General features: G+C 59.4%; 32 protein-coding genes. 2 read left to right on the top strand and 30 right to left on the bottom strand.

Features of this window, described 5'->3' with window-relative positions:
• Positions 1-91: 91 nt before the first annotated feature.
• Positions 92-589, top strand: coding sequence for a heme-binding protein (locus tag NMG10_RS18390; RefSeq protein ID WP_254464851.1), 498 nt, complete (start codon positions 92-94; stop codon positions 587-589).
• 115 nt (positions 590-704) lie between these two features.
• Here NMG10_RS18390 and NMG10_RS18385 read toward each other — a convergent pair whose 3' ends face one another.
• Both NMG10_RS18385 and NMG10_RS18380 read right to left on the bottom strand, forming a co-directional pair.
• Positions 705-1,253, bottom strand: a complete 549-nt coding sequence (locus NMG10_RS18385) for a single-stranded DNA-binding protein (RefSeq protein ID WP_203650014.1) — start codon at positions 1,251-1,253, stop codon at positions 705-707.
• Between the two features lie 9 nt (positions 1,254-1,262).
• Positions 1,263-2,657 carry an MFS transporter gene (locus tag NMG10_RS18380; RefSeq protein ID WP_203650012.1) on the bottom strand — a complete coding sequence of 465 codons (1,395 nt, stop codon included), beginning with the start codon at positions 2,655-2,657 and terminating at the stop codon, positions 1,263-1,265.
• 129 nt (positions 2,658-2,786) lie between these two features.
• Here NMG10_RS18380 and uvrA point away from each other — a divergent pair, with 129 nt between their 5' ends.
• A complete protein-coding gene (uvrA, locus tag NMG10_RS18375) occupies positions 2,787-5,621 on the top strand; it encodes an excinuclease ABC subunit UvrA (protein ID WP_254464850.1) in 2,835 nt (944 codons plus the stop codon).
• Between the two features lie 135 nt (positions 5,622-5,756).
• Here uvrA and bfr read toward each other — a convergent pair whose 3' ends face one another.
• From bfr to rplD, 28 genes are all read right to left on the bottom strand, one after another.
• Positions 5,757-6,221, bottom strand: a complete 465-nt coding sequence (bfr, locus tag NMG10_RS18370) for a bacterioferritin (RefSeq protein WP_050703558.1) — start codon at positions 6,219-6,221, stop codon at positions 5,757-5,759.
• 163 nt (positions 6,222-6,384) lie between these two features.
• A complete protein-coding gene (locus tag NMG10_RS18365; RefSeq protein ID WP_203650001.1) occupies positions 6,385-7,824 on the bottom strand; it encodes a catalase in 1,440 nt (479 codons plus the stop codon).
• 170 nt (positions 7,825-7,994) lie between these two features.
• Complete coding sequence (rplQ, locus tag NMG10_RS18360) at positions 7,995-8,381, bottom strand: 50S ribosomal protein L17 (RefSeq protein WP_003255451.1); 387 nt, start codon at positions 8,379-8,381, stop codon at positions 7,995-7,997.
• Positions 8,382-8,423: 42 nt separating this feature from the next.
• Positions 8,424-9,425, bottom strand: a complete 1,002-nt coding sequence (gene rpoA / locus NMG10_RS18355; protein ID WP_003255452.1) for a DNA-directed RNA polymerase subunit alpha — start codon at positions 9,423-9,425, stop codon at positions 8,424-8,426.
• 22 nt (positions 9,426-9,447) lie between these two features.
• Positions 9,448-10,068: a 30S ribosomal protein S4 gene (gene rpsD, locus NMG10_RS18350; protein ID WP_023629185.1), complete on the bottom strand. Its 621-nt coding sequence runs from the start codon at positions 10,066-10,068 to the stop codon at positions 9,448-9,450.
• A gap of 15 nt (positions 10,069-10,083) precedes the next feature.
• Positions 10,084-10,473 carry a 30S ribosomal protein S11 gene (rpsK, locus tag NMG10_RS18345; RefSeq protein WP_003255454.1) on the bottom strand — a complete coding sequence of 130 codons (390 nt, stop codon included), beginning with the start codon at positions 10,471-10,473 and terminating at the stop codon, positions 10,084-10,086.
• Positions 10,474-10,491: 18 nt separating this feature from the next.
• Entirely contained in the window at positions 10,492-10,848 is a 357-nt protein-coding gene (rpsM, locus tag NMG10_RS18340; protein WP_003255457.1) for a 30S ribosomal protein S13, read from the bottom strand.
• A 131-nt stretch (positions 10,849-10,979) separates the two neighbouring features.
• On the bottom strand, positions 10,980-11,096 hold the full coding sequence (gene rpmJ / locus NMG10_RS18335; protein ID WP_002555468.1) for a 50S ribosomal protein L36: 117 nt from the start codon (positions 11,094-11,096) through the stop codon (positions 10,980-10,982).
• Positions 11,097-11,126: 30 nt separating this feature from the next.
• Positions 11,127-12,458, bottom strand: a complete 1,332-nt coding sequence (secY, locus tag NMG10_RS18330) for a preprotein translocase subunit SecY (protein WP_003255459.1) — start codon at positions 12,456-12,458, stop codon at positions 11,127-11,129.
• A complete protein-coding gene (gene rplO / locus NMG10_RS18325; protein ID WP_011531896.1) occupies positions 12,459-12,893 on the bottom strand; it encodes a 50S ribosomal protein L15 in 435 nt (144 codons plus the stop codon). It lies immediately after the preceding gene.
• Positions 12,894-12,896: 3 nt separating this feature from the next.
• On the bottom strand, positions 12,897-13,073 hold the full coding sequence (gene rpmD / locus NMG10_RS18320) for a 50S ribosomal protein L30 (protein ID WP_011531895.1): 177 nt from the start codon (positions 13,071-13,073) through the stop codon (positions 12,897-12,899).
• A 2-nt stretch (positions 13,074-13,075) separates the two neighbouring features.
• On the bottom strand, positions 13,076-13,576 hold the full coding sequence (gene rpsE, locus NMG10_RS18315) for a 30S ribosomal protein S5 (protein ID WP_011531894.1): 501 nt from the start codon (positions 13,574-13,576) through the stop codon (positions 13,076-13,078).
• 3 nt (positions 13,577-13,579) lie between these two features.
• Positions 13,580-13,930, bottom strand: a complete 351-nt coding sequence (gene rplR, locus NMG10_RS18310; RefSeq protein ID WP_023629183.1) for a 50S ribosomal protein L18 — start codon at positions 13,928-13,930, stop codon at positions 13,580-13,582.
• A 10-nt stretch (positions 13,931-13,940) separates the two neighbouring features.
• Positions 13,941-14,474: a 50S ribosomal protein L6 gene (gene rplF / locus NMG10_RS18305; RefSeq protein WP_110739044.1), complete on the bottom strand. Its 534-nt coding sequence runs from the start codon at positions 14,472-14,474 to the stop codon at positions 13,941-13,943.
• Positions 14,475-14,486: 12 nt separating this feature from the next.
• Complete coding sequence (gene rpsH, locus NMG10_RS18300; RefSeq protein ID WP_028690236.1) at positions 14,487-14,879, bottom strand: 30S ribosomal protein S8; 393 nt, start codon at positions 14,877-14,879, stop codon at positions 14,487-14,489.
• 209 nt (positions 14,880-15,088) lie between these two features.
• Positions 15,089-15,394, bottom strand: a complete 306-nt coding sequence (gene rpsN, locus NMG10_RS18295) for a 30S ribosomal protein S14 (protein ID WP_011531890.1) — start codon at positions 15,392-15,394, stop codon at positions 15,089-15,091.
• A 13-nt stretch (positions 15,395-15,407) separates the two neighbouring features.
• Complete coding sequence (gene rplE / locus NMG10_RS18290; protein ID WP_003255474.1) at positions 15,408-15,947, bottom strand: 50S ribosomal protein L5; 540 nt, start codon at positions 15,945-15,947, stop codon at positions 15,408-15,410.
• Between the two features lie 20 nt (positions 15,948-15,967).
• Positions 15,968-16,282 (bottom strand): 50S ribosomal protein L24, encoded by a 315-nt coding sequence (gene rplX / locus NMG10_RS18285; RefSeq protein ID WP_003255476.1) that lies wholly within the window; start codon positions 16,280-16,282, stop codon positions 15,968-15,970.
• An 11-nt stretch (positions 16,283-16,293) separates the two neighbouring features.
• Positions 16,294-16,662, bottom strand: a complete 369-nt coding sequence (rplN, locus tag NMG10_RS18280) for a 50S ribosomal protein L14 (protein WP_008089810.1) — start codon at positions 16,660-16,662, stop codon at positions 16,294-16,296.
• A 23-nt stretch (positions 16,663-16,685) separates the two neighbouring features.
• Positions 16,686-16,952, bottom strand: a complete 267-nt coding sequence (gene rpsQ, locus NMG10_RS18275) for a 30S ribosomal protein S17 (protein WP_003255478.1) — start codon at positions 16,950-16,952, stop codon at positions 16,686-16,688.
• A gap of 2 nt (positions 16,953-16,954) precedes the next feature.
• Positions 16,955-17,146 carry a 50S ribosomal protein L29 gene (rpmC, locus tag NMG10_RS18270; protein WP_002555481.1) on the bottom strand — a complete coding sequence of 64 codons (192 nt, stop codon included), beginning with the start codon at positions 17,144-17,146 and terminating at the stop codon, positions 16,955-16,957.
• Positions 17,146-17,559, bottom strand: coding sequence for a 50S ribosomal protein L16 (gene rplP, locus NMG10_RS18265; protein ID WP_009397508.1), 414 nt, complete (start codon positions 17,557-17,559; stop codon positions 17,146-17,148). The genes rpmC and rplP overlap by 1 nt, the downstream gene beginning before the upstream one ends.
• Before the next feature lie 12 nt (positions 17,560-17,571).
• Complete coding sequence (gene rpsC, locus NMG10_RS18260) at positions 17,572-18,258, bottom strand: 30S ribosomal protein S3 (RefSeq protein ID WP_003255481.1); 687 nt, start codon at positions 18,256-18,258, stop codon at positions 17,572-17,574.
• Positions 18,259-18,271: 13 nt separating this feature from the next.
• The gene (rplV, locus tag NMG10_RS18255) at positions 18,272-18,604 is read right to left on the bottom strand and encodes a 50S ribosomal protein L22 (protein ID WP_003103908.1); all 333 of its coding nucleotides are present in this window, start codon (positions 18,602-18,604) and stop codon (positions 18,272-18,274) included.
• A gap of 11 nt (positions 18,605-18,615) precedes the next feature.
• A complete protein-coding gene (gene rpsS / locus NMG10_RS18250; RefSeq protein WP_003255482.1) occupies positions 18,616-18,891 on the bottom strand; it encodes a 30S ribosomal protein S19 in 276 nt (91 codons plus the stop codon).
• Between the two features lie 16 nt (positions 18,892-18,907).
• Positions 18,908-19,732 (bottom strand): 50S ribosomal protein L2, encoded by an 825-nt coding sequence (gene rplB, locus NMG10_RS18245; protein WP_027915105.1) that lies wholly within the window; start codon positions 19,730-19,732, stop codon positions 18,908-18,910.
• Between the two features lie 14 nt (positions 19,733-19,746).
• Entirely contained in the window at positions 19,747-20,046 is a 300-nt protein-coding gene (gene rplW / locus NMG10_RS18240) for a 50S ribosomal protein L23 (RefSeq protein WP_003255484.1), read from the bottom strand.
• Entirely contained in the window at positions 20,043-20,645 is a 603-nt protein-coding gene (gene rplD / locus NMG10_RS18235) for a 50S ribosomal protein L4 (protein ID WP_003255485.1), read from the bottom strand. Before rplD ends, rplW begins: the two co-directional genes overlap by 4 nt.
• Between the last annotated feature and the right edge of the window lies 1 nt (position 20,646).

Below are 20,646 nucleotides of genomic sequence, written 5' to 3'. Positions count from 1 at the left end.
AAATCCTACATTGCTACCGGAAATGGACTACGCCACGACACATTCTGTGCCTGTTAGGTTGATGGATCACACATGGAGGAGGACCGCAGGCATGAACATCAAGCACCTCTTGACCACACTTTTGATCGGCATCCCAGTACTCACTCAACCCAGCATGGCGGCAACAGGAGGCGATGATCACGCCCCTCCCGCCGCGTTGCAGATCACCGCCGAGCGAGCACGGGCCATGGCCGATGCCGCCGAGCGTGCCGCCCGCGCCCAAAGCGTCGCCATCGTCATCAGCATCGTCGACAACCACGGCAACCTGAAGTACTTCCAGCGCATGGATGGCACCAGCAGCGGCAGCATCCAGGTTGCGCAGCTCAAGGCCGAGACATCCGCCCGCTTCCCGCTGTCGTCCCGCTCGCTTGGCGAGCGCAGCGCCGCGTTGCCAGCCAATCCGTACGCCTCGCTGCCCGGATTCACCCTGCTGGAAGGCGGACTGCCGATCATGGATGTCAACGGCAGGCATATCGGTGGAATCGGTATCAGCGGAGCGACGCCGGAACTGGACGCCCAATTTGCAAGGACGGCACTCGAAGAGGGCTGATCCTGGCAGGCGCCTGCCTGGTTGCCCAGACAAAAAGAAACCCGCTTCAGGCATGAAGCGGGTTTCTTGTTACAACTTCGTTCCACAAGGGCGCCATGGGTGCCCCAGGAATGGATCAGAACGGAATATCGTCGTCGAAGCTGTCGAAGTCAGCAGCTGGCTGGGGGGCCGGCTGTTGCGGCGCCGGGCGCTGTGGCGCCTGCTGCGGACGCGGGGCCTGCTGACGAGGAGCCTGGTTGTACTGTTGCTGCTGGCCACCCTGGTTGTAGTTGTTACCACCACCCTGGTTGTATTGGTCGCCACCACCCTGCTGACCCTGCGGACGCCCGCCGAGCAGCTGCATGGTGCCGTTGATGTCGACGATGATCTCGGTGGTGTAGCGCTTGATACCGTCCTTTTCCCACTCGCGGGTCTGCAGCTTGCCCTCGATGTAGCACTGCGAACCCTTGCGCAGGTACTCGCCGGCAATCTCGGCGACCTTGCCGAACAGCGACACACGGTGCCACTCGGTACGCTCGACCTTCTGGCCCGACTGCTTGTCGGTCCACTGCTCGCTGGTGGCCAGGCTCAGGTTGGTCACGGCGTTACCGTTGGGCAGGTAGCGGACTTCGGGATCCTGACCGCAGGTACCGACCAGAATGACTTTGTTAACCCCACGGGCCATAACGTTCTCCTAGGCTTCGCACGCCGCAGAGGCTGGGTTCACCAGACGCTCGAGGGTCGCACGGTCCAAAATTTTCGTATCCAGTTTGATATAGATGGCGGCTTCTTCTGCCACCACCACGGCGTCGGTCACACCCGGCACGGCCATCAGGCGCTCGGTCAGCCCGGCTTCCCGGACCGCTTCAGGCGTCAGCGGCATGCGCAGGCTGGTCACGTACGGCGGCTCATTCATGCGCAACGCAGTGAGCAACCACAGGACGCACAACACCGCGCATCCCAGGAACACCATGCTCAAGCCACCGTGCTGGAACAACCAGCCACCGAGGATGCCTCCCAGCGCGGCGCCGAGGAACTGGCTGGTGGAGTACACCCCCATCGCCGTCCCCTTGCCACCGGCAGGTGACACCTTGCTGACCAGCGAAGGCAAGGATGCCTCCAGCAGGTTGAATGCAGTAAAGAATACCACGGTGCCGATCACCAGTCCGCGCAAGTTGTCAGCCCACTGCCAGAAGAACACCTCCACCAGCAGCAGGACACTGACCGCGCCGAGCAACACGCGTTTCATCTTGCGCTTCTTTTCCCCGTAGATGATGAAGGGGATCATTGCAAAAAATGAAACCAGCAACGCGGTCAGGTACACCCACCAGTGCTCCTCCTTGGGCAGCCCGCCGCGCTCGACGAAGGCCAGGGGCAGCGCCACGAAGCTGGCCATCAGGATCGCGTGCAGCACGAAGATGCTGATGTCCAGGCGCAGAAGGTCCGGATTGCGCAGGGTCGGACCTAGAGCCTGACGGGCGACACCGGACTCGCGATGGGTCAACACATTGTGCGAATTGGGCACGACGAAGGCGATCAGGCCGATGCCGACCAGGGCAAGTCCTGCGGTGGCAAGGAACAATCCTGACAAGCCAAAGGCGCGGGTCAACAGCGGGCCGACCACCATCGCCACGGCGAACGACAGGCCGATGCTCATGCCGATCATGGCCATGGCCTTGGTCCGGTGCTGCTCGCGGGTCAGGTCGGAGAGCAACGCCATCACCGCCGCGGAAATGGCCCCCGCGCCCTGCAGGATGCGCCCGGCGATCACACCCCAGATGGAATCGGCCTGGGCCGCCAGCACGCTGCCCAGGGCGAAGATGATCAACCCCACGTAGATCACCGGACGGCGGCCGATGCGGTCGGAAATCACCCCGAACGGAATCTGCAGCACGGCCTGGGTCAGGCCGTAGGCACCGATGGCCAGGCCGATCAGCGCAGGCGTGGCACCGGCCAGGTCCATGCCGTAGGTGGCCAGCACCGGCAGTACCATGAACATGCCCAGCATACGAAAGGCGAAGACCAGGGCCAGGCCGCTGGCGGCGCGGGTTTCGCTGCCACTCATGCGCTCGTTGTGGGTGTCGTGCATGGATTAACCTCGTGTGAACCGGCGGCGATTCTATCAGTCCGACGCCTTGGCGGCATATACGCGACGCTTTGCCGCGTAATGGCAGCGCGCCGTATACTCCTTTGTTTATGCCCGCCGAGCGAGGCCGTAGTGGACAAGATCCTGATCCGTGGGGCGCGTACCCACAACCTGAAGAACATCGACCTGACCCTGCCTCGGGACAAACTGATCGTGATCACCGGCCTGTCCGGATCCGGCAAGTCCTCGCTGGCGTTCGACACGCTGTACGCCGAAGGCCAGCGCCGTTACGTCGAATCGCTGTCGGCCTATGCCCGGCAGTTCCTGTCGATGATGGAAAAGCCCGACGTCGACACCATCGAAGGCCTGTCGCCGGCGATCTCCATCGAGCAGAAGTCGACCTCGCACAACCCGCGCTCGACCGTTGGCACCATCACCGAGATCTACGACTACCTGCGCCTGCTCTATGCCCGCGTCGGTACTCCACGCTGCCCGGACCACGATATCCCGCTGGAAGCGCAAACGATCAGCCAGATGGTCGACCTGGTGCTGGAAAAGCCCGAAGGCAGCAAGCTGATGCTGCTGGCTCCGGTGATCCGCGAGCGCAAGGGCGAGCACCTGGCGGTGTTCGACGAACTGCGCGCCCAGGGCTTCGTCCGCGCCCGGGTCAACGGCAAGCTCTACGAGCTCGACGAACTGCCCAAGCTGGATAAACAGAAGAAGCACAGCATCGATGTGGTGGTCGACCGCTTCAAGGTCCGCGCCGACCTGCAGCAGCGCCTGGCCGAATCGTTCGAGACCGCGCTCAAGCTGGCCGACGGCATCGCCCTGGTCGCGCCGATGGACGACGAGGACGGCGAGGACGTGATCTTCTCGGCGCGCTTCGCCTGCCCGGTGTGCGGCCATGCGATCAGCGAGCTGGAGCCCAAGCTGTTCTCCTTCAACAACCCGGCCGGCGCCTGCCCGACCTGTGACGGTCTGGGGGTGAAGCAGTTCTTCGACACCAAGCGCCTGGTCAACGCCGAGCTGACCCTGGCCGAAGGCGCGATACGTGGCTGGGACCGGCGCAACGTCTATTACTTCCAGATGCTCGGCTCACTCGCCGCGCACTACGGCTTCAGTCTCGAGGAACCGTTCGGCGAGCTGTCGGCCGAGCACCAGAAGGTCATCCTGCAGGGCAGCGGCAAGCAGAGCGTCGATTTCAAGTACCTCAACGACCGTGGCGACATCGTCAAGCGCTCGCACCCCTTCGAAGGCATCGTGCCCAACCTCGAGCGCCGCTACCGCGAGACCGAATCGGCCACCGTGCGCGAAGAGCTGGCCAAGTTCCTCGGCACCCAGCCCTGCCCCGACTGCCGCGGCACCCGCCTGCGCCGTGAGGCGCGGCATGTGTGGGTGGGCGAGAAGACCCTGCCGGCGGTGACCAACCTGCCGATCGGTGAAGCCAGCAACTATTTCAGCGACCTAACCCTGACCGGCCGCCGTGGCGAGATCGCGGCGAAGATCCTCAAGGAGATCTGCGAGCGCCTGCAGTTCCTGGTCAACGTCGGCCTCGATTACCTGACGCTGGACCGCAGCGCCGATACCCTGTCCGGCGGCGAGGCCCAGCGTATCCGCCTGGCCAGCCAGATCGGCGCCGGCCTGGTGGGAGTGATGTACATCCTCGATGAACCGTCCATCGGTCTTCATCAGCGGGACAACGACCGCCTGCTGGCCACCCTCAACCACCTGCGCGACCTGGGCAACACAGTGATCGTGGTCGAGCACGACGAGGACGCCATCCGTCTGGCCGACTACGTGGTGGATATCGGCCCGGGCGCTGGCGTGCATGGCGGCCAGATCGTCGCCGAGGGCTCGCCCGAGGAGGTCATGGCGCACCCCGACTCGCTGACCGGCAAATACCTGTCCGGGCGCAAGAAGATCGTCGTTCCGGCCAAGCGCACCCCGCGCAACAAGAAGCTGTCGCTCAAGCTCAAGGGCGCGCGCGGCAACAACCTGCAGAACGTTGACTTGGAGCTGCCGATCGGCCTGCTGACCTGCGTGACCGGCGTGTCCGGCTCGGGCAAGTCGACGCTGATCAACAACACCCTGTTCCCCCTCGCCGCCACCGCGCTCAACGGCGCGAGCAGCCTGGAGGCCGCGCCGCACGCCAGCGTCGATGGCCTGCAGCACCTGGACAAGGTCGTGGATATCGACCAGAGCCCGATCGGCCGCACGCCTCGGTCCAACCCGGCGACCTACACCGGCATCTTCACGCCGATCCGCGAGCTGTTCGCCGGCGTGCCGGAGTCGCGCTCCCGTGGCTACGGCCCGGGGCGCTTCTCGTTCAACGTCAAGGGCGGGCGCTGCGAGGCCTGCCAGGGTGACGGCCTGATCAAGGTGGAAATGCACTTCCTGCCGGACATCTACGTGCCCTGCGACGTGTGCAAGAGCAAGCGTTACAACCGCGAAACCCTGGAGATCAAGTACAAGGGCAAGAACATCCACGAGGTGCTGGAAATGACCATCGAGGATGCCCGCGAGTTCTTCGACGCGGTCCCGGCCCTGGCGCGCAAGCTGCAGACGCTGATGGATGTCGGCCTGTCGTACATCAAGCTGGGACAATCGGCGACCACCCTGTCGGGTGGCGAGGCGCAGCGGGTCAAGCTGTCACGCGAGCTGTCCAAGCGCGACACCGGCAAGACCCTGTATATCCTCGACGAACCGACCACCGGCCTGCACTTCGCCGATATCCAGCAACTGCTGGACGTGCTGCACCGCCTGCGTGACCACGGCAATACCGTGGTGGTGATCGAGCACAACCTGGATGTGATCAAGACTGCCGACTGGCTGGTGGACCTGGGGCCGGAGGGTGGCTCCAAGGGTGGGCAGATCATTGCCTGCGGTACGCCGGAGGAACTGGCCGAGAAGAAGCAGTCGTATACCGGGCATTACCTGAAGCCGCTGCTGGAGCGGGATCGGGCTTGAGGCATTAGGGGCGCTTTGCGCGCCTTTCGCGGCACAAGGCCGCTCCTACATTTGAACGCGTCAATCAAAAGATTACGCGATCGCCTGTAGGAGCGGCCTCGTGCCGCGAAAGGGCTGCAAGGCAGCCCCAAGCTTTTACATCTGCGACTGCAGGTAGTTCTCCAGGCCAATGGCCTTGATCAGCCCCTGCTGCTTCTCCAGCCAGTAGGTGTGATCTTCTTCAGTATCGGCCAGCTGCGCACGCAGGATATCGCGGCTGATGTAGTCCTTGTGCAGCTCGCACAGCTCGATGCCCTTGCACAGCGCGGCGCGGACCTTGTACTCGAGCTTCAGATCGGCCTCGATCATTTCCGGCACGGTGCTGCCAACGTGCAGGTCATCGGCGCGCATGTCCGGGGTGCCTTCGAGCATGAGGATACGGCGCATCAGGGCATCGGCGTGCTGCGTCTCTTCTTCCATCTCGTGGTTGATACGCTCGTAGAGCTTGCCCAAGCCCCAATCTTCGTACATCCGCGAGTGAATGAAGTACTGATCGCGTGCTGCCAGTTCGCCCTTCAGCAACGTGACGAGGTAGTTGATTACGTCCGGGTGACCTTGCATCGCCCTGATTCTCCCTGTGAATACGTCTATGGGACATAGTGTGAACCAGGTTTTGTTCGCGGTCACTGAAAAACGCGCAATTAGAAGCAAATAATCGGCTAAACAGTAGTGATATTCATTGAAAAACCGCCCAAACGAGGGCGGTTCTTGTTATCACTTCGACTTAGGCGAGGTTCACACCCAAGGCCTTGGCGATGCCTTCTCCGTAGGCAGGATCTGCCTTGAAGAAGTACTGCAGTTGACGCTGGACGACATCCTCGCTGACGCCAGCCATGGTGCCGGCGATGTTGCCGATCAACAGCGCCTTCTGCTCATCGCTCATCAGGCGGAACAGCGCGCCGGCATGGCTGTAGTAGTCGTTGTCTTCGCGGTGGTCGTAGCGGTCCGCCGAACCGTTCAGGGCCAATGCCGGTTCTGCATGGCGCGGCGACTGCTTCGGCGCGTCCGCGTAGCTGTTGGGCTCGTAGTTCGGAGCACTGCCGTAGGCGCCGGTGGCCATGGAGCCATCGCGCTGGTAGCTGTGCACCGGGCAGCGTGGTGCATTGACCGGCAAGTGCTGGTGGTTGGTGCCTACGCGGTAGCGGTGAGCATCGGCATAGGCGAACACCCGGCCCTGCAGCATGCGGTCCGGCGACAGGCCGACCCCGGGCACCATGTTGCTGGGCCCGAACGCCGCCTGCTCGACTTCGGCGAAGTAGTTGAGCGGGTTGCGGTTGAGCTCCAGCACGCCGACCTCGATTAACGGGTAGTCCTTCTGCGACCAGGTCTTGGTCACGTCGAAGGGGTTCTCGTCACGGCTGGCGGCCTCGGCTTCGCTCATCACCTGGATGCACACGCTCCAACGCGGGAAGTCGCCACGCTCGATGGCCTGGAACAGGTCGCGCTGGGCGTAGTCCGGGTCGCTGCCCGCCAGGCGGGCGGCCTCGGCCGGCGCCAGGTTCTTGATACCTTGCTGGGTCTTGAAGTGCCACTTGACCCAGGTGCGCTCACCCTTGGCGTTGATCAGGCTGTAGGTGTGGCTGCCGAAACCGTGCATGTGACGGTAGCCGTCCGGGATGCCTCGATCAGAGAACAGGATGGTGACCTGGTGCAGCGCCTCGGGCGAATGCGACCAGAAGTCCCACATCATCTGCGCGTTCTTCAGGTTGCTCTGCGGGTGACGCTTCTGGGTGTGGATGAAGTCGGGGAACTTCAGCGGATCACGGATGAAGAACACCGGGGTGTTGTTGCCGACGATGTCCCAGTTGCCTTCCTCGGTGTAGAACTTCACCGCGAAACCTCGCGGGTCGCGTTCGGTGTCCGCCGAGCCGCGTTCGCCGCCCACGGTGGAGAAGCGCAGGAACGTCTCGGTCTGCTTGCCGATGCTGTCGAACAGCTTGGCACTGGTGAGTTCAGTGATATCGCGGGTGACAGTGAAGGTACCGTAGGCGCCGGAGCCCTTGGCGTGCACGCGACGCTCAGGGATGTTCTCGCGGTTGAAGTGGGCGAGCTTCTCGACCAGGTGGAAATCGTCGAGCAGCAGCGGGCCACGGGGGCCTGCGGAACGGGAATTCTGGTTGTCGGCTACGGGCGCGCCGCTTGCGGTGGTGAGAATCTTGCTCATGGGCTCTCCTGATCGGTCTTGAACTGCCGGCTAATCGGCTTGGAGAGAGTATTGTCGACCCATGTTACAAGAACAAATTCATTACCTGACTTACATCAATAGAAAATAACAATTTATAAGGCAACAAAAAACCGGGCCTAGGCCCGGTTCTTTGCAGCAGACAGAACGTCTTACTCGGCAGCTTCTACAGCACCACCGACCGGACGATCAACCAGCTCGACGTACGCCATAGGCGCGTTGTCGCCAGCGCGGAAACCGCACTTCAGGATGCGCAGGTAGCCGCCCTGACGGGTGGCGTAACGCTTGCCCAGGTCGTTGAACAGTTTGCCAACGGCGGACTTCGAACGGGTACGGTCGAAGGCCAGACGACGGTTGGCAACGCTGTCTTCCTTGGCCAGGGTGATCAGCGGCTCGGCAACGCGGCGCAGTTCCTTGGCTTTCGGCAGGGTGGTTTTGATCAGCTCGTGCTCGATCAGCGACACTGCCATGTTCTGGAACATAGCCTTGCGGTGAGAGCTGGTACGGCTCAGGTGACGTCCACTTTTACGATGACGCATGATTCATTCCTTACCAAACACTACGTTCGGTGATTACGACGATCAGGCAGTCGCCTTGTCGTCTTTCTTAAGACTTGCAGGCGGCCAGTTGTCGAGGCGCATGCCGAGGGAAAGACCACGGGAGGCCAGGACGTCCTTGATTTCAGTCAGGGACTTCTTGCCCAGGTTAGGAGTCTTCAACAGCTCTACTTCGGTACGCTGAATCAGGTCGCCGATGTAGTAGATGTTCTCCGCCTTGAGGCAGTTGGCCGAACGTACGGTCAGTTCCAGGTCGTCAACCGGGCGCAGCAGGATCGGATCGATCTCGTCTTCCTGCTCAACCACAACTGGCTCGCTGTCACCTTTGAGGTCGACGAACGCGGCCAGCTGCTGTTGCAGGATGGTCGCGGCACGACGGATAGCCTCTTCAGGATCCAGGGTACCGTTGGTTTCCAGATCGATGACCAGCTTGTCCAGGTTGGTACGCTGTTCAACACGGGCGTTCTCGACCACGTAGGCGATACGACGCACCGGGCTGAACGAAGCGTCCAGCTGGAGACGGCCAATGCTGCGGCTTTCGTCTTCGTCGGTCTGACGGGAGTCGGCCGGCTCGTAACCGCGACCACGAGCTACGGTGAGCTTCATGTTCAGGGCGCCGTTGGACGCCAGGTTCGCGATTACGTGATCGGGGTTGACGATCTCGACATCGTGATCCAGCTGAATATCGGCAGCGGTAACCACCCCCGAACCCTTTTTCGACAAGGTCAGCGTAACTTCGTCACGACCGTGCAGTTTGATAGCCAGGCCTTTCAGGTTCAACAGGATTTCAATGACGTCTTCCTGAACACCTTCGATCGCGGAGTACTCGTGGAGTACGCCGTCGATCTCGGCCTCGACTACTGCACAGCCAGGCATGGAGGACAACAGGATGCGGCGCAGCGCGTTGCCCAGGGTATGGCCGAAGCCACGCTCGAGAGGCTCGAGCGTGATCTTGGCGCGGGTTGGACTGACAACCTGCACGTCGATGTGACGGGGTGTCAGAAACTCATTTACCGAAATCTGCATGGATGCACCTATTTTCTAGCCCTTACTTGGAGTAGAGCTCGACAATCAGGTTTTCGTTGATGTCGGCGGACAGGTCGCTGCGAGCAGGAACGTTCTTGAAAACGCCCGACTTTTTAGCAGCATCCACGTCTACCCACTCAACGCGGCCACGCTGGGCGCACAGTTCAAGGGCTTGAACAATGCGCAGCTGGTTCAGCGACTTCTCGCGAACCGAGACCACGTCACCCGGACGAACTTGGTAGGATGGAATGTTCACAGTCTTACCGTTGACGCTGATCGCTTTGTGCGAAACCAGCTGACGCGACTCGGAACGAGTCGAGCCGAAGCCCATACGGTAGACGACGTTATCCAGACGGCACTCGAGCAGTTGCAGCAGGTTCTCACCGGTTGCGCCTTTTTTCGAGGCTGCAGCCTGGTAGTAACCGCGGAACTGACGCTCCAGAACACCGTAGATACGACGGACTTTTTGTTTCTCGCGCAGCTGGGTACCGTAGTCGGACTGACGGCCACGGCGCTGGCCGTGGATACCTGGGGCTGCTTCGATGTTGCACTTCGATTCCAGAGCGCGAACGCCGCTCTTCAGGAACAGGTCAGTGCCTTCACGGCGAGACAGTTTGCATTTTGGACCAATGTAACGTGCCATTTATCTGTCTCCTGATTACACGCGACGCTTCTTCGGCGGACGGCACCCGTTATGCGGGATTGGCGTCACGTCGGTGATGCTGGCGATCTTGTAGCCGCAGCTGTTCAGTGCACGAACGGCGGATTCACGACCTGGACCTGGACCCTTGACGTTGACGTCGAGGTTCTTCAGACCATATTCCAGCGCAGCTTGACCAGCACGCTCAGCAGCGATCTGGGCTGCGAACGGGGTGGATTTGCGCGAACCACGGAAACCCGAACCACCGGAAGTAGCCCAGGACAGTGCGTTGCCCTGACGGTCGGTGATGGTCACGATGGTGTTGTTGAAAGACGCATGGATGTGGGCGATGCCATCAACCACTGTCTTTTTGACTTTTTTACGAGGACGAGCAGCAGGTTTTGCCATGTCTATATTCCTGGGCGATTACTTGCGGATCGGCTTACGCGGGCCCTTACGGGTGCGTGCGTTGGTCTTGGTGCGCTGACCGCGAACCGGCAGACCTTTACGATGACGCAGGCCGCGGTAGCAACCCAGGTCCATCAAGCGCTTGATCTTCATGTTGATGTCACGACGCAGGTCACCTTCGGTGGTGAACTTCGCAACTTCGCCACGCAGGGTTTCGATTTGCTCGTCGCTCAGATCCTTGATCTTTGCGGCTGGATTCACACCAGCGTCCGCACAGATTTTCTGCGCGGTAGTGCGACCGACACCATAGATGTAGGTCAGCGAGATAACAGTATGCTTGTTATCTGGAATGTTGACGCCTGCAATACGGGCCATTCAGTGGGACTCCAATTGACAGCTACCTACGCCCCGGAAGCCAAGAAATAGGGCGCGAGATAATATCGCTGTAGAAACGAATAATCAACCCAGCAGCACACTAGCTGCTGGGTTTGAAGCGCGGATCACACTCAGCCTTGGCGCTGCTTGTGACGCGGTTCCGCGCTGCAGATCACGCGCACGACGCCTTCGCGTCGAATGATCTTGCAGTTGCGGCACAGCTTTTTCACCGATGCACGAACTTTCATTACCGACTCCTCGAACCTTAGGGGGCTAAATCAGCGCAGCAGACCGCTGCCGCCGTAGCCTTTCAGGTTGGCTTTCTTCATCAGGGATTCGTACTGGTGCGAAACGAGGTGCGATTGTACTTGGGACATGAAGTCCATCACAACCACTACCACAATCAGCAACGAGGTCCCGCCAAGGTAGAACGGCACGTTTGCTGCCACCACCAGGAACTGGGGCAGAAGGCAGACGGCCATCATGTAAAGAGCACCGAACATGGTCAGACGGGTCAGGACGCCATCAATGTAGCGCGCCGACTGCTCACCAGGACGGATGCCCGGAATAAAGGCACCGGACTTCTTCAGGTTTTCCGCTACGTCTTTCGGGTTGAACATCAACGCTGTGTAGAAGAAGCAGAAGAAAATGATCCCTGCACTAAACAGCAAAATGTTCAACGGCTGACCAGGAGCGATCGACTGCGAGATGTCCTGCAGCCAGCCCATACCTTCGGACTGACCGAACCAGGCACCCAGCGAAGCCGGGAACAGCAAGATGCTGCTCGCGAAAATGGCCGGAATTACGCCCGCCATGTTCACCTTCAGCGGCAGGTGGCTGGTCTGCGCAGCGAAGACCTTGCGGCCCTGCTGACGCTTGGCGTAGTGAACGGCGATACGACGCTGACCACGCTCAATGAACACCACGAAACCGATAATCGCTACTGCCAGCAAACCGATTGCGACCAGGGCGAAGATGTTGATATCGCCTGTGCGTGCAGACTCGAAAGACTGCCCGATTGCTCTCGGAAGACCGGCAACGATACCCGCGAAGATCAACATCGAGATACCGTTGCCCACACCGCGCTCGGTAATCTGCTCGCCGAGCCACATCATGAACATCGCGCCCGCCACGAAGGTGGAGACAGCGACGACATGGAAGCCCAGGCCCGCAGAAAACGCCACGCCCTGGTTGGCCAGGCCAATGGACATGCCAATGGCTTGAACCAGCGCCAGGATAACGGTGCCGTAGCGGGTGTACTGGCTGATCTTGCGACGGCCAGCTTCACCTTCCTTCTTCAACTGCTCCAGTTGCGGGCTGACAGCGGTCATGAGCTGCATGATGATCGATGCCGAGATGTACGGCATGATCCCCAGTGCAAAGATGCTCATGCGCTCCAGCGCGCCGCCGGAAAACATGTTGAACAAGCTAAGAATGGTCCCCTCATTCTGCCGGAACAGATCCGCGAGACGGTCCGGGTTAATGCCTGGCACTGGGATGTGCGCGCCAATCCGATAGACGATGATCGCCATGAACAGAAAACGCAGACGAGCCCAGAGTTCCGACATCCCGCCCTTACCGAGCGAAGAGAGAGCACCTTGCTTAGCCATTTATTCCTCGAACTTGCCGCCAGCTGCTTCGATAGCCGCACGTGCACCTTTGGTGACGGCGATACCCTTGAGGGTGACTGCGCGAGTGACTTCGCCCGACAGCATGATTTTCACGCGCTGTACGTGCTGGCCGATCACGTTGGCGTCCTTGAGGGACTGAACGGTGATCAGATCGCCTTCCACCTTGGCCAGCTCGGACAGACGCACTTCTGCGCGGTCCATGGCTTTCAGGGAAACGAAGCCGAACTTCGGCAGGCGACGGTGCAGCGGCTGTTGACCGCCTTCGAAGCCTGGAGCGATGGAGCCACCGGAACGGGAGGTCTGACCCTTGTGGCCACGGCCACCGGTCTTACCCAGACCGCTACCGATACCACGGCCCGGACGGTGCTTCTCGCGACGGGAACCCGGCGCTGGACTCAGATCATTGAGTTTCATCGATTAACCCTCGACCTTCAGCATGTAGTAGGCCTTGTTGATCATCCCGCGGTTTTCGGGAGTATCCTGGACTTCTACAGTGTGACCGATGCGACGCAGACCCAGACCCTTGACGCACAGCTTGTGGTTAGGGATACGGCCCGAGACGCTCTTGATCAGCGTTACTTTTACGGTTGCCATGATCAGAAGATCTCCTCGACAGTCTTGCCGCGCTTGGCAGCAATGGACTCAGGGGATTGCATGGCTTTCAGACCCTTGAAGGTGGCGTGAACCACGTTCACCGGGTTGGTCGAACCGTAGCACTTGGCCAGGACGTTCTGAACGCCAGCAACTTCCAGGACGGCACGCATTGCGCCACCGGCGATGATACCGGTACCTTCCGAGGCAGGCTGCATGTAGACCTTCGAGGCGCCGTGGGCGGCCTTGGTGGCGTACTGCAGGGTGGTGCCCTTCAGGTCAACCTGAATCATGTTGCGACGAGCAGCTTCCATGGCTTTCTGGATCGCGGCAGGTACTTCGCGCGATTTGCCACGGCCAAAGCCAACACGACCCTTGCCATCACCTACCACGGTCAGCGCGGTGAAGGTGAAGATACGGCCGCCTTTAACGGTTTTGGCTACGCGGTTAACTTGAACCAGCTTCTCGATGTAGCCTTCGTCGCGCTTTTGATCGTTATTTGCCATAACTTAGAACTCCAGCCCGCCTTCACGAGCAGCATCAGCCAGCGCCTTGACGCGGCCGTGGTACTTGAAGCCGGAACGGTCAAAGGCAACTTGAGATACACCGGCGGCTTTCGCACGCTCAGCTACCAGCTTGCCAACCTTAGTGGCCGCGTCGATGTTGCCGGTGGCGCCATCACGCAGTTCTTTGTCCAAGGTCGAGGCGCTTGCCAGAACCTTGCTGCCGTCGGCCGAGATGACCTGGGCATAGATGTGCTGCGAGGAGCGGAACACGCACAGACGCACGGCTTCGAGCTCGTGCATTTTCAGGCGTGCTTTGCGAGCGCGACGCAGTCGAATAACTTTTTTGTCGGTCATTTGCTAGGCCCTACTTCTTCTTGGCTTCTTTACGACGGACTACTTCATCCGCGTAACGCACACCCTTGCCCTTGTAAGGCTCTGGCGGACGGAAACCGCGGACTTCAGCGGCCACCTGACCCACCAGCTGCTTGTCGATACCCTTGATCAGGATGTCGGTCTGGCTTGGGGTTTCAGCGGTGATACCGGCTGGCAGTTCGTAATCCACTGGGTGCGAGAAGCCCAGAGCCAGGTTCAGGACGGTGCCTTTAGCCTGAGCCTTGTAACCAACACCGACCAGCTGGAGCTTGCGCTCGAAGCCTTGGCTTACGCCTTGGACCATGTTGTTCACCAGGGCGCGGGTAGTACCGGCCATGGCGCGAGCTTGCTGGTCACCGTTGCGAGCAACGAAACGCAGCTCACCAGCTTCTTCGGTAACTTCAACAGACGAGTGAACGTTCAGTTCGAGAGTGCCCTTGGCACCCTTCACCGAAAGCTGCTGGCCGGCGAATTTGACTTCGACGCCTGCTGGCAGCTTAACGGGGTTCTTAGCGACGCGAGACATGCCTATCTCCCCTTAGAACACTGTGCACAGAACTTCGCCGCCGACACCGGCAGCGCGCGCAGCGCGGTCAGTCATCACACCTTTGTTGGTGGAGACGATAGACACGCCCAGGCCGCCACGTACTTTCGGCAGCTCGGTAACGGCCTTGTACTGGCGCAGGCCAGGACGGCTGGTACGCTTCAGCTCTTCGATGACCGGACGGCCTTCGAAGTACTTCAGCTCGATCGACAGGGAAGGCTTGGCTTCGCCGGTCACTTCGTAGCTGGCGATGTAGCCTTCGTCTTTCAGTACTTTGGCAACCGCGACCTTCAGGGTGGAAGAAGGCATGCTTACGACAGACTTTTCAGCCATCTGGGCATTACGGATGCGAGTTAGCATGTCCGCTAACGGGTCCTGCATACTCATGGGCTAGATGCTCCTGATACAAGAATTATTAGCCTTGCGGCTATCACAACCACCCGAGCAGGCAGGGCAAAAAACCCAGGCTCAGGTGAGCCGGTCATTCTAGACACAAGGCAGAAACGAAACAAGCCCCATATAGGGGCTTGTTTCGTTGCGAGGTCACCGACGGTCGGAAGATTGCTCCCCTCGCGCCGGCGTCACGCCAACCGGGATTACCAGCTGGCCTTGACCAGACCTGGCACGTCACCGCGCATGGCGGCTTCGCGCAGCTTGTTACGGCCCAGGCCGAACTTACGGTATACACCGTGCGGACGACCGGTCAGGCGGCAACGGTTACGCAGGCGCGAGGCGCTGGCGTCACGTGGTTGCTTCTGCAGAGCGACAACGGCAGCGAAACGCTCTTCTGGAGAGGCGTTCAGGTTGACGATGGTCGCTTTCAGCTCAGCGCGCTTTTTAGCGAACTTGGCTACCGTGAGCTGACGCTTCAGCTCGCGGTTTTTCATGCTCTTCTTGGCCATTTTCCTACTCCAATCAGTTGCGGAACGGGAACTTGAAAGCACGCAGCAGAGCGCGGCCTTCGTCGTCCGAACGAGCAGTGGTGGTCAGGGTGATGTCCAAACCGCGCAGAGCATCGATCTTGTCGTAGTCGATTTCCGGGAAGATGATCTGCTCTTTCACGCCCATGCTGTAGTTGCCACGGCCATCGAAGGACTTGGCATTCAGGCCGCGGAAGTCGCGAACCCGAGGCAGGGAGATCGCCAGCAGGCGGTCCAGGAATTCGTACATCTTGTCGCTACGCAGGGTCACCTTGACGCCGATCGGCCAGCCCTCACGGACTTTGAAGCCCGCGATGGATTTACGAGCGAAAGTCACGACCGGCTTTTGACCGGTGATCTTTTCCAGGTCGGCAACAGCGTGCTCGATGACTTTCTTGTCGCCGATCGCTTCGCCCAGACCCATGTTCAGGGTGATTTTGGTAACGCGCGGAACTTCCATCACGTTCGACAGCTTAAGTTCTTCCTTAAGCTTAGGAGCGATTTCGTTCCGGTAAATCTCTTTCAGTCGTGCCATGGTCTTCTACCTAGCAGTGTTCAAGCATCAACCGCTTTTTGGGTCGACTTGAAGACACGAATTTTCTTACCGTCTTCTACTTTGAAACCAACGCGGTCAGCCTTGTTGGTTTCGCCGTTGAAGATGGCAACGTTGGAAGCGTGCAGAGGCGCTTCTTTCTCGACGATACCGCCCTGGACGCCCGCCATCGGGTTAGGCTTGGTATGACGCTTGACCAGGTTCACACCACCGATGACCAGGCGGTCATCAGCCAGAACCTTCAGCACCTTACCGCGCTTACCTTTGTCTTTGCCGGCGATCACGATGATCTCGTCGTCACGACGAATCTTTTGCATGTCGGATCTCCTTAGAGCACTTCTGGGGCGAGCGAGACGATCTTCATGAACTTCTCGGTACGAAGTTCACGGGTCACTGGCCCGAAGATGCGAGTGCCGATCGGCTCTTGCTTGGTGTTCAGCAGAACAGCAGCGTTGCCGTCGAAACGAATGATGGAACCGTCAGCGCGACGTACACCGTGACGGGTACGGACGACAACAGCGGTCATCACCTGGCCTTTTTTGACCTTGCCGCGCGGAATTGCTTCCTTGACGGTTACTTTGATGATGTCACCGATGCCGGCGTAACGACGGTGGGAACCGCCGAGCACCTTGATGCACATGACGCGACGAGCGCCGCTGTTATCGGCCACATCGAGCATGGATTGAGTCTGAATCATAAAATTTCTCCGACCCCTAGCCCTTAGACTTCAACAGCGCGTTCGAGGACTTCAACCAGTGCCCAGGACTTGGTCTTGGCCAGCGGACGGGTTTCACGGATGGAAACCTTGTCGCCGATCTTGCACTGGTTGGCTTCGTCGTGCGCGTGCAGCTTAGTCGAACGCTTAACGTATTTACCGTAGATCGGGTGCTTTACGCGACGCTCGATCAGAACGGTGATGGTCTTGTCCATTTTGTCGCTGACGACACGGCCAGTCAGCGTACGGACGGTTTTTTCAGCTTCAGCCATGATCACTTACCTGCCTGCTGGTTGAGCACAGTTTTCACGCGAGCGATGTCACGCTTAACTTGCGAGAGCAGGTGCGACTGCCCCAACTGGCCAGTTGCTTTCTGCATGCGCAGATTGAACTGGTCGCGCAGCAAGCCGAGCAGTTGCTCATTCAGTTGCTGTGCGGATTTTTCACGAAGTTCATTCGCTTTCATCACATCACCGTCCGCTTAACAAAGGAGGTGGCGAGAGGCAGCTTTGCAGCGGCCAGGGCGAAAGCTTCGCGCGCCAGCTCTTCAGAAACACCCTCGATTTCGTACAGGACTTTGCCTGGCTGAATCTGGGCAACCCAGTATTCCACGGAACCTTTACCTTTACCCATACGAACCTCGAGAGGCTTCTTGGTAACCGGCTTGTCCGGGAAGACACGGATCCAGATCTTGCCGCCACGTTTTACGTGACGGGTCAGGGCACGACGTGCCGACTCGATCTGGCGGGCGGTGAGGCGACCGCGAGCAACAGCTTTCAGAGCGAACTCGCCGAAGCTGACCTTGCTACCGCGCAGTGCCAGACCACGGTTGTGGCCGGTCATCTGCTTGCGGAATTTTGTACGCTTTGGTTGCAACATTTGGCGTACCCCTTACTTAGCAGCTTTTTTACGAGGCGCTGGTGCTTGAGGCTTCAGCTCTTCCTGGCGACCACCAATTACTTCGCCTTTGAAGATCCAAACCTTCACACCGATCACACCGTAGGTGGTGTGAGCTTCGTAGGTGTTGTAGTCGATATCGGCACGCAGGGTGTGCAGAGGCACACGACCTTCGCGATACCACTCGGTACGTGCGATCTCGGCACCGCCGAGACGACCGCTCACCTGGATCTTGATGCCCTTGGCACCAATACGCATGGCGTTCTGCACGGCGCGCTTCATGGCGCGACGGAACATGACGCGGCGCTCCAGCTGCTGGGCAACGCTCTGAGCAACCAGCATGGCGTCGAGTTCCGGCTTGCGGATCTCTTCGATGTTGATGTGCACAGGCACACCCATCTGCTTGGTCAGGTCCTGACGCAGTTTCTCAACATCTTCACCTTTCTTGCCGATAACGATACCGGGACGAGCGGTGTGGATGGTGATGCGTGCAGTTTGAGCCGGGCGATGAATATCGATACGGCTTACGGACGCGCTTTTTAGTTTGTCTTGGAGGTACTCACGCGTTTTCAGATCCTTCAACAGGTAATCTGCGTAAGTAGCGCCGTCTGCATACCAGACGGAGGTGTGCTCCTTGACGATTCCCAGGCGAATGCCAGTGGGATGTACTTTCTGACCCATCTGATCGACTCCGTTACTTGTCCGCAACCTTGACAGTGATATGGCAAGACCGCTTGACGATGCGATCAGCACGGCCTTTGGCACGTGGCATGATGCGCTTCAGCGAACGCCCTTCGTTGACGAAGACGGTGGAGACCTTCAGGTCATCAACGTCTGCGCCTTCGTTGTGTTCGGCGTTGGCAACGGCCGACTCGAGGACTTTCTTCATGATTTCAGCGGCTTTTTTGCTGCTGAAGGCCAACAGGTTGAGCGCTTCGCCCACCTTCTTCCCGCGGATCTGGTCGGCGACCAAGCGGGCTTTCTGGGCGGAGATGCGAGCGCCCGACAACTTAGCGGCTACTTCCATTTCCTTACCCCTTAACGCTTGGCTTTCTTGTCAGCCACGTGCCCGCGGTAGGTGCGGGTACCGGCGAACTCGCCCAGTTTGTGGCCGACCATGTCTTCGTTCACGAGAACTGGGACATGTTGACGACCGTTGTGTACGGCGATGGTCAGACCGACCATTTGTGGCAGGATCATCGAACGACGCGACCAGGTTTTAACTGGCTTGCGATCATTCTTCTCCACCGCCACTTCGACCTTCTTCAGCAGGTGAAGATCGATAAAAGGACCTTTTTTCAGAGAACGTGGCACTGTCGTATCCCTCTAGTTACTTGCGACGACGGACGATCATGTTGTCGGTACGCTTATTACCACGGGTTTTAGCACCCTTGGTTGGGAAGCCCCATGGCGATACCGGATGACGACCACCGGAGGTACGACCTTCACCACCACCATGCGGGTGGTCAACCGGGTTCATGGCAACACCACGAACGGTTGGGCGAACGCCGCGCCAGCGTTTGGCACCAGCTTTACCCAGCGAACGCAGGCTGTGCTCGGAGTTCGAGACTTCGCCCAGGGTCGCACGGCACTCAGCCAGTACTTTACGCATTTCGCCAGAGCGAAGACGCAGAGTCACGTAGACGCCTTCACGCGCGATCAGCTGAGCGGAAGCACCAGCGGAACGAGCGATCTGAGCACCTTTACCCGGCTTCAGTTCGATGCCGTGAATGGTGCTACCTACTGGGATGTTGCGCAGTTGCAGGGAGTTACCGGCCTTGATTGGGGCCAGGGCACCTGCGATCAGCTGGTCGCCAGCACTCACGCCTTTAGGGGCGATGATGTAGCGACGCTCGCCGTCTGCGTAGCACAGCAGGGCGATGTGAGCAGTACGGTTCGGATCGTATTCGATACGCTCGACAGTGGCTGGAATGCCATCTTTATCGTTGCGACGGAAGTCGACCAGACGGTAATGCTGCTTATGACCACCACCAACGTGACGAGTGGTGATGCGGCCATTGTTGTTACGACCACCAGACTTCGATTTTTTCTCGAGCAGCGGTGCGTGAGGAGCGCCTTTGTGCAGCTCCTTGTTGACCACCTTGACCACAAAACGGCGGCCAGGGGAAGTCGGTTTGCATTTAACGATTGCCATGATGCACCCCTTCCTTACTCAGCACTGCTGCTGAAATCGAGATCTTGGCCTGGCTGAAGGGAGACGATCGCCTTCTTCCAGTCATTACGCTTGCCCAGACCACGTGCGGTACGCTTGGTTTTACCCAGAACGTTGACAGTCGACACGTTTTCAACTTTTACGTTGAACAGGCCTTCGACAGCTTTCTTGATTTCCAGCTTGGTCGCATCGGTAGCAACCTTGAATACGAACTGGCCTTTTTTCTCAGCCAGAACGGTAGCCTTCTCGGAAACGTGCGGGCCAAGGAGGACTTTGAATACGCGTTCCTGGTTCATCCCAGCAGCTCCTCGAATTTCTTCACGGCCGAGACAGTGATCAACACTTTCTCGTATGCGATCAGACTGACCGGGTCGGAACCTTGAACGTCACGTACGTCGACGTGCGGCAGGTTGCGAGCAGCCAGGTACAGGTTCTGATCAACAGCGTCGGAAACGATCAGAACGTCGCTCAGACCCATGCCGTTCAGCTTGTTCAGCAGATCCTTGGTTTTCGGTGCTTCGACAGCGAAGTCCTGAACCACGACCAGACGGTCGCTACGCACCAGCTCAGCGAGGATGGAGCGCAGGGCTGCGCGGTACATCTTCTTGTTGAGCTTCTGCGAGTGATCTTGAGGACGAGCTGCGAAGGTTACACCACCGCCACGCCAGATCGGACCACGGGTAGTACCGGCACGAGCACGGCCAGTACCTTTCTGACGCCATGGGCGCTTACCGCCACCGGCCACGTCAGAACGGGTCTTCTGCTGCTTGGTGCCCTGACGACCGCCAGCCATGTAGGCTACGACTGCCTGGTGAACCAGCGTCTCGTTGAATTCGCCACCGAAAGTCAGTTCGGAAACTTCGATCGCCTGAGCGTCATTTACATTAAGTTGCATG

The sequence above is a fragment of the Pseudomonas sp. DVZ6 genome (assembly GCF_024259445.1).
GTDB classification, from domain to species: Bacteria; Pseudomonadota; Gammaproteobacteria; order Pseudomonadales; family Pseudomonadaceae; genus Aquipseudomonas; species Aquipseudomonas peradeniyensis.
Note: the sequence above shows the minus strand (reverse complement) of the source record. Positions and strands in the feature narration are given on the sequence as shown.